General features: G+C 41.3%; 15 protein-coding genes. 5 read left to right on the top strand and 10 right to left on the bottom strand.

The window, feature by feature from the left end; genetic code table 11:
- Window positions 1-209: 209 nt before the first annotated feature.
- From I585_RS06985 to I585_RS07000, 4 genes are all read right to left on the bottom strand, one after another.
- On the bottom strand, window positions 210-3,197 hold the full coding sequence (locus I585_RS06985) for a bifunctional metallophosphatase/5'-nucleotidase (protein ID WP_010743092.1): 2,988 nt from the start codon (window positions 3,195-3,197) through the stop codon (window positions 210-212).
- Window positions 3,198-3,416: 219 nt separating this feature from the next.
- The gene (locus I585_RS06990) at window positions 3,417-5,249 is read right to left on the bottom strand and encodes a DUF4365 domain-containing protein (protein WP_010743091.1); all 1,833 of its coding nucleotides are present in this window, start codon (window positions 5,247-5,249) and stop codon (window positions 3,417-3,419) included.
- 198 nt (window positions 5,250-5,447) lie between these two features.
- Entirely contained in the window at window positions 5,448-5,927 is a 480-nt protein-coding gene (locus tag I585_RS06995; RefSeq protein ID WP_010743090.1) for a rhodanese-like domain-containing protein, read from the bottom strand.
- Between the two features lie 388 nt (window positions 5,928-6,315).
- A complete protein-coding gene (locus tag I585_RS07000; RefSeq protein WP_010743089.1) occupies window positions 6,316-7,242 on the bottom strand; it encodes an FAD:protein FMN transferase in 927 nt (308 codons plus the stop codon).
- Between the two features lie 146 nt (window positions 7,243-7,388).
- On the opposite strand from I585_RS07000, the gene I585_RS07005 reads away from it, so the two are divergent.
- The 3 genes from I585_RS07005 (at window position 7,389) to I585_RS07015 (ending at window position 10,225) form a co-directional block, all read left to right on the top strand.
- On the top strand, window positions 7,389-8,375 hold the full coding sequence (locus I585_RS07005) for an ornithine cyclodeaminase family protein (protein ID WP_010743088.1): 987 nt from the start codon (window positions 7,389-7,391) through the stop codon (window positions 8,373-8,375).
- Window positions 8,376-8,437: 62 nt separating this feature from the next.
- Window positions 8,438-8,650, top strand: a complete 213-nt coding sequence (locus I585_RS07010; RefSeq protein WP_010743087.1) for a tautomerase family protein — start codon at window positions 8,438-8,440, stop codon at window positions 8,648-8,650.
- Window positions 8,651-8,662: 12 nt separating this feature from the next.
- Window positions 8,663-10,225 carry an L-serine ammonia-lyase, iron-sulfur-dependent, subunit alpha gene (locus tag I585_RS07015; RefSeq protein WP_010743086.1) on the top strand — a complete coding sequence of 521 codons (1,563 nt, stop codon included), beginning with the start codon at window positions 8,663-8,665 and terminating at the stop codon, window positions 10,223-10,225.
- Between the two features lie 100 nt (window positions 10,226-10,325).
- On the opposite strand, the gene I585_RS07020 is transcribed toward I585_RS07015, so the two are convergent.
- On the bottom strand, window positions 10,326-11,648 hold the full coding sequence (locus I585_RS07020) for a DUF1958 domain-containing protein (protein ID WP_010743085.1): 1,323 nt from the start codon (window positions 11,646-11,648) through the stop codon (window positions 10,326-10,328).
- 380 nt (window positions 11,649-12,028) lie between these two features.
- Complete coding sequence (locus tag I585_RS07025) at window positions 12,029-12,568, bottom strand: prolyl-tRNA synthetase associated domain-containing protein (RefSeq protein ID WP_010743084.1); 540 nt, start codon at window positions 12,566-12,568, stop codon at window positions 12,029-12,031.
- Window positions 12,569-12,720: 152 nt separating this feature from the next.
- On the opposite strand from I585_RS07025, the gene I585_RS07030 reads away from it, so the two are divergent.
- Window positions 12,721-13,587: a LysR family transcriptional regulator gene (locus tag I585_RS07030; RefSeq protein ID WP_010743083.1), complete on the top strand. Its 867-nt coding sequence runs from the start codon at window positions 12,721-12,723 to the stop codon at window positions 13,585-13,587.
- 58 nt (window positions 13,588-13,645) lie between these two features.
- Entirely contained in the window at window positions 13,646-14,584 is a 939-nt protein-coding gene (locus I585_RS07035) for a sulfite exporter TauE/SafE family protein (protein WP_071879459.1), read from the top strand.
- A gap of 45 nt (window positions 14,585-14,629) precedes the next feature.
- Here I585_RS07035 and I585_RS07040 read toward each other — a convergent pair whose 3' ends face one another.
- From I585_RS07040 to citF, 4 genes are all read right to left on the bottom strand, one after another.
- A complete protein-coding gene (locus tag I585_RS07040) occupies window positions 14,630-15,043 on the bottom strand; it encodes a phosphate-starvation-inducible PsiE family protein (RefSeq protein WP_010743081.1) in 414 nt (137 codons plus the stop codon).
- A 157-nt stretch (window positions 15,044-15,200) separates the two neighbouring features.
- Window positions 15,201-16,595: an oxaloacetate decarboxylase subunit alpha gene (locus tag I585_RS07045; RefSeq protein ID WP_010743080.1), complete on the bottom strand. Its 1,395-nt coding sequence runs from the start codon at window positions 16,593-16,595 to the stop codon at window positions 15,201-15,203.
- Window positions 16,588-17,139 (bottom strand): citrate lyase holo-[acyl-carrier protein] synthase, encoded by a 552-nt coding sequence (citX, locus tag I585_RS07050; RefSeq protein ID WP_010743079.1) that lies wholly within the window; start codon window positions 17,137-17,139, stop codon window positions 16,588-16,590. Before citX ends, I585_RS07045 begins: the two co-directional genes overlap by 8 nt.
- Window positions 17,132-18,664, bottom strand: coding sequence for a citrate lyase subunit alpha (gene citF, locus I585_RS07055; RefSeq protein WP_010743078.1), 1,533 nt, complete (start codon window positions 18,662-18,664; stop codon window positions 17,132-17,134). The genes citX and citF overlap by 8 nt, the downstream gene beginning before the upstream one ends.
- Window positions 18,665-18,666: the final 2 nt, after the last annotated feature.

The raw sequence follows: 18,666 nt of genomic DNA on the forward strand, positions 1-18,666 counted from the left end.
ATTTTGCTTACTCATTGACTTAGTAACTCTAAGCCCACACTTCACTCAAACTCACCGTCGATAAATAAACAAACTTGCCACCCCCCTAAATATTAAAAGCGTTATCATTAAGAGTATAGCGAAAAGAGAAACGCTTCACAATAATTCTCACAAAAAAAGAATAAATACTAAAAAAGCCGAATCCAAAAACGGACTCGGCAAACTCTCACTTATTTCCTCTTAAAGTAAATCAAACCGCTGGCGCTTAGAACGACCATTCCCAATACAACAAAAATCGGCTGTTTCCCTTCACCAGTATTCGGATAAATCTTTCCAATCGTGCTTTCAATCCAATTGCTATTATCTGGTATTCCATTGTTTACACTGGAGATAATTTTCCTTTCTAAAACTGTTTTCTCAAATACGTACGCACCGCCATTTACTCCGGTGATCGTAATCGTAACTTTTTGATCCTTCTTCAAAGCCAATTCAGTTATATCAAGAATGATATTGCCTTTTTCATCCGATTTACCAAGTGCAAATTTTTCGCTCTGAACAACTGATAAATCGATCGTTGCGTTTGCGATCGTCTTACCCGTGAATGACGTGTCGCCCTCGTGTAGATCGTTTAGTGTTGTTTCTTTTTTGATGCGCGCGGTTTCTTCATCAGCGGCTGGATTGGTTCCTTCTTTCGCTAAAACTGGCGTCCGGAAACTAGCACTTCCGCCATTTGGTCCCGTAACGCTGACAACAACTTCTTGACCTGCCTGCAGCTTCAAGTTTTGAACATCAATTTTGAACTTACCATCTGCATCAGATGTATTCGGCTCCTCAGCAGCCTGCGCAGCAACTTTCGCCATTGGTGCAGGTGCCGCAGCTTCAGCCGATTTCACTTCTGGAACAGCAACCTCGATTGTCGCATTTGGGATCGTTACTCCAGTCAGAGATTGGTCACCTTCGAAAATTTTATCTAGTTTTGTACTGTCCTTGATTTTCTTAGTTTCTTCTTCTTTTGGATCAACTACCGGTGTTTTTGCTAATACTTTCACCGTAAAGCTAGATTTGCCATTATTTGGACCAGTGATTGTCACAGTAAGTTCTTTACCTTCTTTGATCTCTAGTTGGTCTAAAGCAATCGAGAAATTCCCATCTTTGTCTGACGTGATCCCTTGAGGCAATGCGCGTGATTTTGTTTCCTTAGCCGCGACTGATACCGTCGCATTCGGAATTGTCGTCCCGGTCAAATGCGTATCACCTTCATGAAGTTCATTCAATTTGGTATCATTCTTAATTTTCTCTGTTTCTTCTGCCGCCGGATCAACTGGGGCCAAGGTTTTACGGCCTTCAATTTTTGCCGACACTTTCTTGCCATTCGCCTCTAAATCTTTAATGTAGCCAATAAATGTTTCAGTATCAGGATCCATAGCACCTTTCAATTCCGCTTGAGTAAATTCAGAGAAACCGTCTCCTCCGCCGTACAAGAAATCATTGATGATCAACTTGTACGTTTTATTCGCTTCGATTGGTGTGCCATCAGCCTTTTCAATTTCTTTGACTACAGAAGAAGTACCATTTTTCTCAACCGTATATTTCAATCCAGAAACCTGAAGGAAATACTTATCACTTTGCTGATTCAAAACATTCTCGATTTGTTGTCCGGTCATTTCTACAATCTGCATGATATTTCCAAACGGTTGAACGGCTTGAGCCGCTCCCCACGTGATCGACGAATCTGCCTTCACCTTCAAATCATCACGAATGCCACCATTATTCGTCATAGCAAAATCAACGTCTTCGCCATTTTTCTTCGCCATGTAGACTTGTGCATCTGTCACAAGATTTCCGACTGGCGACTCACCCAGTTCATTGACTGTACGTGTGATATCTTCCGCTTTATCCGCTGTTCCGATTTTTTCATCCGTTACATCCTTAACACGAGTATCAGCATCGTCAACAATCTCTTTTACTGTCGCATCAAGAGTAACACCGCCATTTGGATCAACTGGATTAACTGTTGCTTTCGGTGTCGAGACAAAATCATTGGTTGCTGTGTCGTATTCTCCCTGCAAATCAATGTATCCTTTTCCTTGTGAAGTGGATTGTACGATCCGCGTATTACCGACCACACCATTCGTGTACACATGATTATGTCCTGCAAAAAAGGCATCCACGCTATTATTAGGATCTACTTGATTTACCTTGGTCATAATATCAGCTGTTTCACCACTTACACTTTCGCCAGCTCCCTGCACTGATGGTGTATGACCAAGTACAACGATCGCATTAACACCTTGATTAACTAACTCTTTTGAATATTTTACAATTTCATCAGCTGGATCAGTAAAATTATAATCCTCATGGTATTTAGCTAAAACCAGATTTGGGATTTCAGTAGTAACTACTCCAATATAGCCAATCTTGATTGGCTCAGAAGTCGTGCCCACATTTTTAATAGTATATGGTTTCCAACCATATGGGATATCTCCCGTATTCTTATCACGAACATTGGCGATGACTAAATCGAATCCGCCCTTTAATTGATCTTGAGTATAATCATTATTGTAATCCTTCACGATCTGATAAAAATCAGAAGTTGGATCTGGTTTAGTTCCGGTCAATATCCGATTGAATTCTCCTAATCCCTCATCAAACTCATGATTTCCTAAAGTTCCAACATCAAACTTCATTTGATTCAAAATTCGCATCGTCGGTTGATCTTGCAACAAGCCAGAATTTGCCGGACTTGCCCCAACCATATCACCTGCTTGTACTCGCAACGTTTTTCCAGTACTGTTCTTTTGTTTGAAAGTTGATTCGGCCTGGCTAAAATATCCAGCCAATAATGCTGCCGTTCCAGCGCCAGACACTTTTGCTCCATTCGCACCATAATAGCTGCCTGTCGTACTCAACGCACCATGAAAATCATTGATTCCCAACATCTGAATTGGAACAGTCGTTGAACTTTTCGCTGCTTTTTCTGGAGATGAACGCCTTTCAGCCGTCGATTCAGTCGATAAAGCAGAATCTGATGACTGACTATCGACCTCACTATTCATCTCACTAGTGGCGGTACTATCTGTTGTATCACTAACTTGACTGCTTATCGTACTATTTATTTCGCTATTAATCGTTTCTGCTGCCGCTAACCCAGACGGCAAAGTAAAACCTAAAACGGTAAGTAATGTTACAGCACTTCTAATTAGATTCGGCTTCCTCAAAGAATTCATCTCCTTCAATATTAAAACGCTTACAATAGAGATGTTAACAATTCTTCACGGAATATTCAAACTTTTTTCGAATTTTCTTATTATTTCTTGTCGATACAATAAAAATGAGCAAAAAAATAAACCTAAGTAGATTGATAATTTCTTAGATTTATTTTAAATACAACGAAAAATCCGTTTCTTAAAGTTGGGCCATTCATAAGTATTGTCATGTTAACTAACCAATAACTTAATCAACCGTTCTTCGTTATAATCAGCGATTAAGTCAGAAAAATCTTTGAGCAGATCACTTTCACGAATCCTTTTTCCATCGAAGGAGCCTTTGTATTGTTGGACGATCGATTGGAGTCTGCTAAATATATTGGCTAGAAAATAGCCTTCACTGAGCGTTTCATTTTTCTGTTCTTGTTTCATTTGTGCTAAATCCTCAAGTAAAATATTTTTCTTGTTTTGGTACCAGGCTTTTGCGGAATTACCGCCGATCGACAGTTCGGCTTGAACTAACCGATCGAAATTCAGCAGCAACTGTTCAAATGAAGCATAGTTGACCAAATAGAAATCTTTTTCTTTCATATATTCAGCCAAATAATAAAAGGTACTGGCTAGTTCACTGTTGCTATTGGGATATTGCGTAAGTTTATATTTCGGTACAAAGATTTTTTTCTCGATTTCTTCTTTGGTCAACGTTTTATACACTTTTATCAGCTTCGTTCCAAAAAGTCTTTTTTTCCTGACTGTAAATTCATTCGTGAGGAATTTAGGCAGCAGATCATTGATAAAGAAGGAATACGTATCCACAACACTATACGGCTGTTCTGGTTTATTTTCACAATCATCGAGATATTCCCAGATGACATCTACGACTAATTTCTCCGAGTCATAACTTGACTGCTCGTAACTGCCGTACACATTGAAAAGCTCTTTCCCCTGCTCATCCTCGATACCGATTCGGTTATTGTCCTCAAAAGGAATAAAAATATACCCCTCTTCAAAAGAGCCGTTGCTCAGCTGATACTTCTGGACGTGCTCGCGAATCGTCTCCCAAAGTTCTACCTCAAGCTGCATCAATTTAAAACGGCTATGACTTCCGCGATAAGGTTCAAAGGCAAATGACTCCAGCTCTTTCATGAAGCGAGTGATTTTTCCTACATAATTTTTGATGAATGTATCGATAACCACACACAGCTCATCCACTTCATCTTGATACAAATAAGCGATACTATTGCCGAAATCCGCAAAGTATTGATCGATTTCTTCTAAGTACAATTTGATAAACTTCCGCATTCCCAGCTTTGCGTCGGTTTCTTTGCCAAAATAAAATAAATCCAATAGTTCTTTATGCGTTAAACGTATCTCCGCATCCGGTTTCTTTGCATATCTGCTGAATTGGATCAAACAGCTCGTCTCACGCGAAGCCAGATTATCCATTGGATAGGATGCGGTTAGACGAACATTTTTGTAGTTGATGGTGATTGATTTTTCCGCTTCTTCAATCAGCAGCTCCTCTGAAAAATACTCAACTTCAGAAAAAGTAGCGATATCTTGGCTGATTCGATCTAAGGCACCATTAAATAAATGGTTATCAAAGCGTTTCATATGCTCCATAAAGTCTGTCGGCAGGTCTTCTGATTTTTCATGTAACAGGTTCGTTTTAGGCAGTTTGATCACGATCGATTCTTTATCTTCAGAAATTTCTTTGATCTTCTCAAAAAGCTGCTCAAAAGGATCTACCCAATAAATATCTTCCTCTTCCGGATCAACGTAAAATAGAAAAGTTACATATCTTTTTTTGAACCAAAGCCGAACCATCGCTGGATTCATTTGCAGGGAGACATAATCATCGTCCTCAGCAATTTTTTCTACTCCTTTGTATTGAACAAAAAATTCTCTTCCATTAGCTACTTCCCCCGAAGTAACCGTACACGAAAGATCGATCCCAAAATCATCGTGCATTTTGTTTACAGTACAGTTCCTTGATAAAAATGTGTTTAATAACGATTCCGTTTTATTTTCCATTTCTTGTATCGTTTCCATTTCTACAACCAACGATGTCCCACCTCTCATTTAATCATTTCCATTAACAAAAATAACATTTTTCACAACTTAAGTAAATGGCCCAGGACTTTTTATAACGATAAAATAGTACATTTTATAGTTGTTAAAAATAAATATAACTACATTAATAATAGATAATAAACGAAAAACCTCCTCTTGGTTAAGAGGAGATTCGCATTATTTTTATATTTATCCTGTTACCCAAAGTTTATTATCATCTTTATACGGCCATTTCTTCGCGCCATTTTCAACGATGAACAAACGAGATTCATCCACACCTTCGTCGATCATTAGCGAGATGGTGCGTTTGGCACCGCCACCGCCGCCAGGACAAACAACATAGATGGGTTTGTCGCCCTCTTTGAATTGATCAACATTATCAACGACTAGTTTTTCTAATTTTTCAGTGTCGACCGGATAAGCTGGCACACTGATTGAATTTGGCATATGGCCTTTGTCAAACTCAGCTTCTGGTTGGATATCGATGATTTGATAGTCCGTTGAATCATCGGTTTCAAGAACCTTTTTCATATCTGCCGGCTTGATCATCTGCCAATCGATATCGGCCTCTGCACGGTCTTCTTTAGCATCCTCTTTTTGGCACCCTGTCAATACTACCGCAAACACCGCTAAAGCGATAATTAATAATCCGCTTACTCTTTTTTTCATTTCTTAAATCCTTCTTTCATTCAATTTTTTGTTGGGATCACTTGATGAGCTTTAACTCTCCATCCGTCAAAAAATTCCCTGCAAAAAAGCATCTATTTGTGTTTTTAATCACATATATTTCGAGGGAAAGATTGTTAAATACACTCGCTTAGAGACTCTAAGTATACTTTCACCTCATAGTCATAGTCGTTTTGACAAATCTTTCACCTCCGCGTCAGAATGTAAGGGCTCTCTCAAATCAAAGTATATAGAAAGGAAATTGCTTTTTCAATAACAAAAGGGAAGATTTTTCGTTGTTGCAAAATCTTTAATATCAAGTAAAAAAATTGAATGAAATAACAATATTTATTTTAAAAAAAGACATAAAATCACTTTTATGTCTTGCTGCTTAGAGTTCGATTCGATTCTTTAGTCCATCGCTATACGCCATCTGCTGATCCGTCGTAATGACGATCCCATCGATGCCTTCATGCTGATTCAATTCAGCCAGAACCTCATGGGCATTTTTCCCAAATAAATGTGTGGTCCAAATCTCGCCGTCTAATGATTTTTTAGACACGATCGTTAGGCTGGCCAAGTCGTTTTGGATCGGATAGCCGGTCTGACTATCAAAAATGTGATGATAGCTTTGCCCTTGCCACTCGAATTTGCGTTCATAGATGCCTGATGTTACTACCGATTCATTTTGCGCCTTTACGACAGCGACATAATTCCCTCGTGGCAAGAAAGGATTTTGAATTCCGATTCGCCAGCGTCCTTCGGCTCGTTGCGGTGCTGATCCATAAGTCAGCACATTTCCGCCAAGGTCAATAAACGCCGCGGCTGCTCCAGCAGTTATAAATTCAGCAATGATTTTATCAGCAAAGTAGCCCTTGGCTAATGCTCCCAAGTCTATCGCCATACCTGCTCGCTCCAAATAAACCGTCTGTTTCGCTTCATTTAATTGGATCAAAGCTGGATTGATCAAAGCAAGCAGTTCACAGATTTTTTCTGGTGAGGGATATTTCGCGTCTTTGAAGCCAACCCGCCACTTTTGAATCAAGGGACCGATGGCAATATTCAACGCGCTATCTGAAACCAGACTTTGTTCCTTTCCAATTTTGATCAGCTCAAACAGCTCTTCGTCTACCTTAACCGGCGCCTGCCCTGCTTGCTGATTGATCTTCATTAAGTCAGAGTCATCCGCGTTGGCGCTGAAGCGCTGCTCAAAATCGCGTAAATGGTCTTCCGCACTGATCAATAATTCTTCTGATTCTGGATGTTCAATCCAAAGCTTGATGACCGTTCCCATCAAATGCAGTGTCTTCTCATTCATACTCGTGTTCCTTCCTTATTCTTCTATTATCTAGCTTAATGGAATCGTGGACAGAACAAAAGAAGAATTTCTGGAATTGTTTTGAAACCAGCAATGTAATCGCTTATACTTCTAGGTGTGAAAGAAAATTTATAAAGGGGGATTTTATGCTACTTTTATCTCGAGAAAATATCAAACAAGTTTTTACTATGAAGGACGCCATCGAGGCAGACAAGGTTGCCTTCCAATTATTCAGTGAGGACAAAACAGATGTGCCTTTGCGCACGCAAATCGTATCAGAAAAACAAAATGGGACATTTCTATTCATGCCTTCTTATGTACCTGATTTGGATGCGGCGTCATTAAAAATCATCAATATTTTTCCTGACAATATTGATAAGGGCTTGTCATCTGCTCCGGCACAAGTGCTATTAGTTGATGGCAAGACCGGTTACGTCAACGCTTTATTAGACGGCGTGACCGTTACACAATTCCGAACAGGAGCTGCTTCCGGAGTTGCCTTTGATGTCTTAGGTCGAAAAGACGCTAAGAAAGGCGCTTTGATCGGAACAGGCGGACAAGCCGCGACGCAATTAGAAGCGATGATTTGCGCACGCGATTTGGAGACCGTTTATGTTTTCGATCAAAATCCAGAACGGACGAAAGAATTTTCGGAGCAAATGAATGAAGAATTGAAGGCTTACGGGACAGAAATTTTACCAGCCGCAACTTCTGATGAAGCCATCGGAGATGCCGACTTGATCGTTACTGTGACTCCGGCTACCTCCCCTGTTTTTGACGGCAGTAAAGTTAAAGCTGGTGCGACGGTCAGCTGTGTTGGCTCATATCAGCCGCACATGCAAGAAATGGACCCGGTTGTCTTGGAACGAGCAAGCAAAATCTATTTTGATTCAGAAGAAGCCGTTCTTTCCGAAGCAGGCGATATCTTGATTCCATTGGAAGACGGCACCATCACCAAAGACGATTTCACTGGTGACATTGGTGAGGTATTAATGGGAAAAATCGGCGGCAGAGAAAATGACGAAGAGATCATCGTCTTCAAGACCGTCGGAATCGGGGCACAAGATTTAGTCACTGCTCAAAAAATCTATGAGCGCGCCCTTGAAGAAAAAATCGGAACAGAATGGTCTTAAACAAATTCCGATTCTTTACAGCAAAAGACTTCAAAAAATAATATATATAGGAGGAATAAACCATGCCACATTTATCAGTTAGATTGTATCCAGGTCGCACGAAAGAGGTGAAACAGGATTTCGCCGAAAAATTGCAGGATCTAGTCGTGAAGGAATTAGGCTGCGAACCAAATGTCGTGTCTGTTTCTTTTAAAGAAATCGAAAAAGAAAAATGGGATGACGTGATCGATGTTGAAATCGCGGGTGAAGATATTTATATCGAAGCGGATTTCTAAAGGAGGCCGTGAATGAAAGAACACGCGAGTATTTTTAATGATGTTTTAGGACCGGTGATGATCGGTCCTTCTAGTTCCCATACTGCTGCTTCTGTCCGAATCGGTCGCGCCTTACGTCAAATGGTCGCCGGGAAAATCACATATTTTCAAGCGGATTTCGATCCATCGGGTTCTTTAGCGGCAAGTTATATCACGCAATGTTCCGATATTGGCTTAGTCGGCGGATTACTAGGCATGGACCCCACGGATAGTCGGCTCACCAACGCGATTGAAATTGCCGAAGACGGTGGTATGGAGATTATTTTCCGGATCATCCCTTATGAAAATGAGCACCCCAACACCTATAAAATGACGATTAAAACGGATTTAGGGGAAGAATTAGCTGTAGTCGCTCTTTCTGTCGGCGGCGGAATGATCGAGATCACTGAGATCAATCATTTTGCAGTTGAAGTTACTGGCGGCTTTTATGAAACGCTGCTCTTTGGGGAGGCGTTGAATTTAACGGAGGCTGATTTTGCAGAAAAGATCAGTAAATTCTGCTCCGTTGTTATCAAGGAACAGTCTGAAAAAACGCTGCTGCACCTCAAAACGCAGCAGATTATTCCTGAAAATGAAATCGCTTGGCTGAATCAGCAAATGACGGTCGATCGTTTCATCGCTTTTGATCCTGTCTTACCGATCATGTCGCAAAAGGAACCAAAGATGCTCTTTTCAACGGCTGAGGAAATGATTGCTTTGGCAAAAAAAGAAGATTTAGCTGATATGGCGCTGCGCTACGAAAGTCATCGTGGCAGTATTTCAGAAGAAGAAGTGTATCAAAAGGCTGAGGCGATTCTTGAGATCATGTCTAATGGAATCAACGTCGGATTAGCGGGAACCTCTTACGAAGATCGAATGTTAGGTTCGCAAGCACCGAAGATTCGAGCAAATCGAGACAAATTGATCGGCGATGATTTACCGGCAAAAATCATCGAAAACATTTCTGCTTTAATGGAAGTCAAAAGTTCGATGCAGGTCTTTGTCGCTGCACCCACCGCGGGTTCATGCGGTGCTTTACCGGGAACATTGATCGCGGTCGGTGATTATCAGAAAAAATCTCACGATGATTTGGTACGTGGGTTATTAGCGGCCGGAATGATTGGTGTTTTCATTGCCGAATACGCGACTTTTGCCGCCGAAGTCGCTGGTTGTCAGGCGGAGTGCGGGGCAGGTTCGGGTATGACCGCGGGTGCCCTTGTTCAATTGATGGGCGGTACGATCGAAGAAGCCGTGGATGCTGCATCGATGGCTCTGCAAAATGTTTTCGGAATGGTCTGCGATCCGATCGGCGTGCGCGTGGAAGTCCCTTGCCTTGGGAAAAATATGATGTGCGGTATGAATGCGCTAGGCGCTGCCAATATGTCCTTGGCGGGCTACGCGGTCGTCATTCCATTGGATGAAACGATCGACAGCTTTAATAAAGTGGGTCGAATGATCCCACCTGAATTACGCTGTACCGGTCATGCCGGCTTGGCTCAAACAAAATCAGGTCTAGCGATCGCCGAACATTTAGGCTGTCCGCTGGATTGTTGTTAAGCTAAATTTGCTGAAAAAAATAAAACCAGAGCAGCAGTCTAACCTGTTACTCTGGTTTTGTTGTCTAAAAAAATTGAGTCTTATTGCAGTAACTGAGTTGCTATAGAAACGTCATCGCTAAAAGAATGAGCGATATGAAAATACACACGGCACCTGCAAGTTTAAAGACTGCCGGTCCTTTTTTCCGTGAACTTCTTGTCGTTCTGCCTACGGATTTCCGTTTTATTGGAAAAAGTAAGAGCAGTAATCCCAAAACAGCAAGGACACCCGGTAATAGATAATTCTTTTTTTGATCCGAAGATGAGTTACTTGTAGCCGGCAGCTGTTCTTTTTTTGCCTTATCCGTCTTCGCTTCTTGATAATTTAGTGACAATTTAGGCATCTTCTCGGTTAACTGCTCGTTTTTATTCGCTAACATCACCTGATTGTCTTGGATAGTCAGTTTTGGTTTCTCATTCTTTTTCACTACACCATAGAAGTCTTGATCTAGTTTAATCGTTTTATCCTCTATGCCGTGTTCTCCTTTGGGTAAAAGCAGACGATGTTCGTATTCATCAAAGGTTTTTTTCAGCAATGCATTTCCAAAAGGATGTCGATAATATTCGCCATCTTGATCCGACCAGTCTCCAACACCTAGTATTACTTCGATCAATCGCGTATTTCCCCGCTTGGCTGTAGCAATATAATTGAAGGCACTGCTAGGCCCAGAACCGGTCTTCAGACCATCGACTCCTTCAAACCCGTATTTTGCGCCAGGCAATGAATAGTTGTATGTCTCAAAGGTTTCTTCATAAGGTGTGCCCTCCATGGCAGTAACCTTTGCTTGACTCGTAAACTCTAATACCTCGGGATGATCATTGAGTAAAAAGAAGACCATCGTGGCCAAGTCACGGGCGGTAGACGTGTTGCTTCCATTCGGATCAAAACCGGCTGGATTATAAAGTCCCTCAAAACTTACCGCGGATGCACCACTACAGTTGTAAAAAGCCGTTTTATTCATTCCGATTGTTTTGGCTTTTTCATTCATTTTTCGGATAAACTCACCAGAATCATTCTTTGAAACGGTGTTTGCTAACATCACTGTCGCCACATTCGATGACGGAACAATGACCATTTTTAGCAATTCTCTTACCGGATACTCGACACCCGCCACAATTTTATTATTGCTGATCGCATACAATTGGCTGATTTCTTGGTCTTTCTCAGTCGCTGTGATTTTAGTATCCAAATTCATTTTGCCTTCTTTTATGGCATCAAATACTAAAAAGACGGTCATCATTTTGGATATACTCGCCGGTTCCCTCACTACTTCGGAATTCTCTTCCCATAATATCTGACCATTCGCTCCATCGATTACGATAGAAGCTTTTGGCTTATTCACCTCTAAAACATCTGTATACCCTGCTGCTTTAGTTATTTCCATAATATCTTCAACCGCAAAGGCAGGTGTTTCTAAAGAAATTAAGCATAGAGTAACTAATAAAAAGACAATTTTTTTGATTGCAAGTCCCCCTTATTTCGTCAAATCATACTTAAAATTTTAGCATATCTAATAAAAATAGTTTAGAATTTTTTAAATAATAAATTTTATAGCTAAGAAAAACTGAGAAATAAATAGTCCAAAACTTGTTTATTTAAATTTGCGCAAATAAAAAGTGTTCAAAAGATTGATTCCACCTTTTGAACACTTTAAAATTTATTCACGTCAAATTAAAAAATAATTTTCTACCGAATCCTCTTAAGCCTCAGCTATTTTTTGCTTGATTCCTTCAAAGTCGTTCTCTACGAGCTCATGCTCATCGTTTATACTTCAATAATCTTCGGCTGCCGTTTTACATAAGGCAAAAATTTCTTCAGGACATCCTCCGTTTTCAATTTCAAGTAACCAGTCGTAGTTCCATCACTGCAACCGTAATATTCTTGGTCGCAAACATCCTTGTCCAGAACAAGCTGGACCTTTCCGGCTTCCTTCAATAACGTACTGAAAATTGTCGCTGCACCAATTTTTGTCCCCAGCATCGAATCCATCCGCTCGGCTGACGCAAAAGAAACGCGGGCAATTTCTAAGGCCTGACTAAATTCTTTTGATTTAAACGGCTTATCACCACTAGTCACGAATAGATAGAAATTAGTTTTTTGACGATTACATAAGAACAGCGTCTTCACCATATCCATATCCAGCCGTTCATTGATCTGCTGGCAATCCTCCATCGTGATGACTTCCTCAGTTTCCACCCGTTGGAAATCTATTTCTAATTCTTGCAAGACTTGGTAGACCTTTTCTTGCAAAGGCGTGTCGCATGCTGCGGGCACCGCCGTATACACTTCACTTACAAAGACCATTTTACTCATTCCTTCTTGAATAGTTAATAGTAGTAATCTATCATAGAATCTAAGATTACAAAAACGAATTTTAATCATATTTAGCATGACGAAAACAGATGCAAAGATATCAGTTCAACTTTTCTCAGAAATACAAACAAGGAGGAACAACCATGGATATGAACATTCAAAAATACATCGCTTTTGTCAAAACGGTCGAACTAGGTAGCTTTACTAAGGCCGCTAAAATTTTGAACTATTCTCAATCCGGGATCAGCCGCATGATCAGTGATCTTGAACAAGAGTGGGGCATTACCTTATTAGAACGAAATCGTGCTGGCCTGCGCCTGACTTCCGACGGTATGAATGTCCTGCCTTATGCTAAAGAGTTAGCAGAGAAATATCAAACGCTGCAAAATCAACTAGCCGAGCTTGGGCATTTAGACACGGGCCTGATCCGTATCGGGACTTTTTCTAGTGTCGCAACTCACTGGCTGCCGGAGGCGATCAAAACTTTTCAAGCTGACTATCCTAAGATCGATTTTGAATTATTGTTGGGCGACTACGAAGAGATCGAGCAATGGATATTAGAAGGTCGGGTTGACTTTGGTTTTTCACGCTTGCCTGCTGCTCATGATTTGGAACAAAAGTTTCTGCATGATGATGAACAACTGGTCGTTCTGCCACAGGGACATCCTTTTTTGAATAAAGAAAAGATTCCTGTAACGGATTTAGAGCATCAGCCGTTTATTTTACTGGAACGTGAAGGCAATTCCGATATCACCGAATTATTGACGGATGCTAAGGTCCAGCCGCAGATCAAATTTCGGACATGGGATGATTATTCTATCTTAGCAATGGTGGAGAAAAATTTAGGCATCAGTATTTTGCCAAAATTAATTTTGCAGCGAATCGCTTACCAAATTGAGACGAGACCGTTAGAAAAACCGGTATTTCGTAAAGTCGGCATCCTCTATCGCAACCCGTCATTACTCTCTTTAGCCAGCCGAGAATTTCTAAAATTGTTTCTTGAATTTTGAGCTAAAAAGGACTTATTTTCCATACCAATAGTTCAACGAATCACAAAATTTTCGGATTTTGTGTTTTTTCATTTTGTTTATTGTTATAATTATAGAAAAAGGAGCTATGGGAGGACTTATGGCACAGATTATTTTTTATGTATTGATTGGTCTGATGATCTTTCAAGCATTCATGCTTGTACGCGATGTATTGGCTCATCGTGATGATTTAGGACCGGGAAATTGGTTGATTAGCGGTATTATTGGTTTTATCGCGGACTTTGCGGACACGATCGGAATTGGGAGTTTTGCACTCACCACCATGATGTTAAACATTACGAAACAAAACAATGACGATAGAAAATTACCAGGGATTTTAAACGTTGGACATGCGATCCCTGTATTGACTGAAGCTGTGATTTTCGTCACAGTTATCAAAGTAGATGCGTTAACACTAGTTGCCTTGATCCTCGCGGCAATCGTTGGATCTTGGTTCGGTTCAAAATTTGTAACAAAATTATCGGAAACAGCCGTTCAAAAATGGATCGGCTGGGCACTATTGATTACGGCTATTTTGATGCTGTTGCGTCAGACAGAAGTCATTGCGTTATTAGGAAAAGGGAACACCGCGATGGGATTGACCGGAGCAAAATTGATCATCGGAATCATCGGAAACTTCTTATTTGGAGCTTTGATGACAGTCGGCGTTGGTTTATACGCACCATGTATGGCGATGGTCTACATGTTGGGAATGACGCCACTTGCAGCCTTTCCGATCATGATGTGTTCATGTGCGGGACTTCAGCCAGTCGCTAGTATCAACTTCATTCGTGAGAAAGCTTACTCTAGAAAGATTGCTTTGGCGATTACGATCGGTGGTATCCCCGGTGTAATCATCGCCTCACAATTCTTAATGAACTTAGACATTTCAATGGTTACCTATTTAGTAATTGTCATTATTTTCTATACAGGAATCCAGTACATTTTGAAATCGCGTAAAACTGCTTCATTAGCTTGACATGCCACATAACAAAAATAGCGATGTGCCATTTCTGGTACATCGCTATTTTTCTCCTTTATGAAAAGCTTTGACTTTTTCCAATAGAAACAAGACGGCCACTAAAACCAAAATAGAGATCGACAGCAATAAGGAATTAGCACCATTTCCATGGGCCAATAAAAGTTCTCGCAAGATAGCGGTAATACTGATCAAAATCAAATAACGTACAGGAATATGGTGTCCTTCTTTGATGTAGCGCAGCAGCATCAAAATGACCTCCAGCAAAATGAAGAGCGTCGCGATTTCTTCGATCAACAGGGTCAATTCAGAGACATTATTTAACGGAATCACATGTAGAATAATATTAAAAATTCCCTCTCCCATAACGATCACCACAACGATGATCAGCAAAGCCAATAAGATATCAACGATCGTACTGATTGCTTTTTCAAATTTCAAAAAATAATTTTCTTTCATCGTGCGTCCCCCTTGTTCCATTTTCATCTAAATTATAGCAATTCTTTTCTTAAACAAAAAAAGATATGCGCCGACCATAACTGACTTAATGATAAAAATTCGAAACCTCTTAGCGAAAAAACGCCTCGTCTCTTTTGCGGGACGAGGAACGTTTCATTTATACTACATCAATCGTGACATCCACTGTTTGAATCGGTACATCGTAAAAAGGATCTTCACGGCGGCCTAAGAAATCTTTGGCTTGCTGCGGGAACAAAGCATAGGATAAAACATCCTCTGCTGTTTTCGCATAACCATCGATCTCTGCCGCAAAGGCTGCTAGTTGCGGAGCAATCAAATCGGCTGGCCGTTCTGTGATTACTGGTTCATCCCCAATAATTTTTTGTTTGATCTCTTCTGCGATCGCTACAGGCGGCCGGCCGTACAGACCGCGAACATAATCCTTGATCTCACTTGGGACCAATTTATAGCGTTCTTGCGAAATAATATTCATCAGCGCTTGAGTTCCCACCATCTGAGATAAAGGAGTCACTAACGGCGGGTACCCTAGATCTGCCCGCACTTTTGGAATTTCTTTCAATACCTCTTCATATTTATCTTCAAGATTTTGTTCTTTTAACTGGCTCAATAAATTGGACAGCATTCCGCCAGGGACTTGATAGGTCAACGTTTTCGGTTCAACGTCTTTAACTTTTGGATTCAGTAGTCCTTCTTCTCTAAAACGGTCGCGAATTGGATTGAAGTGCTCGGCAATTTTTGAAACTTCGGTCATTTTTATCCCAGTTTCAAAACCCAATTCCTCTAATGCCATAACCATCGACTCGGTCGCCGGTTGACTCGTGCCGCCAGCAAAAGAGGAGATGCTTGTATCGATGATGTCGGCTCCTGCTTCCGCAACTTTTAAATAAGTCATTTCCGCGATTCCACTCGTCGCATGGGTATGAACTTCCAACGGCAGATCGACCTTTTTTTTGATCCGGCTAACCAATTCGAACCCTGTTTTAGGTGTCAAAACTCCCGCCATGTCTTTGATACAGATAGAATCTGCTCCGATAGCAGCCATTTCCTGCGCCAACGCTACATAGTAATCGACAGTATGAAAATCACTTGTCGTATAAGAAACCGCTGTTTGACAATGTCCGCCCGCTTCTTTAGTCGCTTGGATAGCTGTCTGCAAATTGCGAACATCATTCAAAGCATCAAACACACGAATAATATCGATGCCGTTTTGAATGGATTTCTCTACAAAATCCCGCACTACATCATCCGCATAGTTTTTATAGCCTAATAAGTTTTGTCCCCGCAAAAGCATTTGTAATTTTGTGTTTTTAACTTCTTGGCGAATGGTACGCAGCCTTTCCCACGGATCTTCATTCAAGAAACGAATGCAGGAATCAAATGTTGCACCGCCCCACATCTCTAACGAATGATAACCCGCTTTGTCCATTGTTTTCAAAATCGGAAGCATATCCGCGAGCGGCATCCGTGTCGCGATCTGGCTTTGCTGACCATCGCGTAAAACAGTTTCCATGAAACGTATTTTTTTAGTCATTTTGATGCACTTTCCCCTTTTCTACAATTTCAACGATTTTTGTTTGAATCTCTTCTATAGTATGGCGGCGGGAACGCCCGCAAATTTTGGCGTTGGCATCACATACAAAGCACTTTCTCGGTAACAGATTCAACTCCGCTCTGCCAATCGCCTGAATTTCTTCCCCATCCATGGATAGAACATCCAGATCGACCAATCGTCCATAATCGTGATTCTCTTCGATCTCAACCATCCGATGCTTCAGCTCTTCTTTAGCTAAAGGAACCAATAGATAGTATTCAATGCCTGTCGGTTCCTCGCGAAAAAGATTCACTAAAGGGGTGACATCGTTCACCGCTTCCTCAATGGCTTCCATGACTCGCTGAAAAACCTGACTGAACGTTTCGGAGTATTTGACCGGACCCGGAATATTCATCGTGGCTGATAATAAAACTTCTTCCGTGTCCGCGCTCAGTAACTCCCGTTGTGTTTTTACCCGCAGTTCTCGTGCTGCCAACATTTCTGATAAGCTGATTTTTGAACCAGAAAAAATCGAATTAGACATTTTTTACCACATCGATAATGGAACCATCACGATATTCAATCAAGGCAACGACTTTATCGCCATACTGAATCGGCATTGGTTCACCGACAATGCTGTAGGCTTTTTCTTTCAGCTCTTCAATACTGAATTGCGGAACATCAATTTTTTTGAAGTGTTCGATCAGATCTTGGCGGTTAGGATTGATAGCCACACCAAGCTCAGTTACTACGACATCGACACTCGTTCCCGGTGTGACGACTGTATTCACAGTATCAACCACTGTTGGGATACGTCCGCGAACCAACGGAGCAATTATCATGCTCATTTGACACGCCATGCTGGTATCGGAATGTCCGCCGGAAGCCCCGCGAATCACACCATCTGAACCTGTAATCACGTTGACGTTATAATCCGTATCGATCTCTAACGCAGAAAGGATCGCGATATCCAATTGATTGATGACTGAGCCTTTGCTTAATGGAGAAGCGTACATGTTCGCGTCAATCTCATAATGATTCGCGTTTTTTGCAAGTGAAAGAGCGGACGCATGATCAAAATCTTGTACATCGATAATTTTTTCAACGAGGCCTTCTTCGGCTAATTCCACCATCGCATTCGTAATTCCGCCTAATGCAAAGCCTGCCTTGATATCATCTTTGATCATCGCTTCGCGAATAAAACGAGAAACCGCTAATGACGCGCCGCCAGTCCCTGTTTGAAATGAAAACCCGTTTTTGTAATAAGGTGAATTGGTAATTATTTTCGCTGCATATTCGGCGATCAATAATTCTTTTGGGTTTTTCGTGAAGCGTGTCGCTCCTTTAGCAATCCCTTGCGGATCACCGATCGCGTCGATTTCTACCACATAATCAACATCCGTTTGAGGAATACTGATTGGCGTGTTCGGAAACGGCATCAAGGTATCGGTGATGATCACGACTTTATCCGCATATTTCGCATCAACCATTGCGTACCCTAAGGAACCGCAAGTCGCTTTTCCGACTGTTCCATTAACATTGCCGTAAGCATCAGAACTAGGTGCTCCTAGAAAAGCTACATCAATATGCAGATCGCCCGTTGCGATTGCTCGTGCTCTGCCGCCGTGGGAACGAATCACTACAGGATTTTCTAAAATACCTTCAGAAATCGCCGCACCAACTTTGTCTCTTAGTCCACTAGATGTGATGTTCGTGACAACCCCATTTTTGATATGGTCGATCAATGGCGCGTGGACATTCGCGATCGAACTTGGCGCGATCGAGATGTTTTTGAAACCCATATCCGCGATTTCTTGCATCACTCTATTCATTACAAAGTCGCCTTCGCGGAAATGATGATGAAAAGAAATCGTCATCCCATTTTGCAATCCAGTTTTTTCAATCGCTTCGCGGAGATCGTTTACCATTTTCGAAGCTCGTGGACGAACGGGGTCAATCTTTCGGCTCGCTTCTTGATAGGCGTCGATATGAGCCAGCTCACCAGCATAAATCTGATATTTTTCTGCGTATTCTTGAGGAATTTCTTTGTTCACTTGATTGATCGCCATGC

This window comes from Enterococcus malodoratus ATCC 43197 (assembly GCF_000407185.1).
GTDB classification, from domain to species: Bacteria; Bacillota; Bacilli; order Lactobacillales; family Enterococcaceae; genus Enterococcus_A; species Enterococcus_A malodoratus.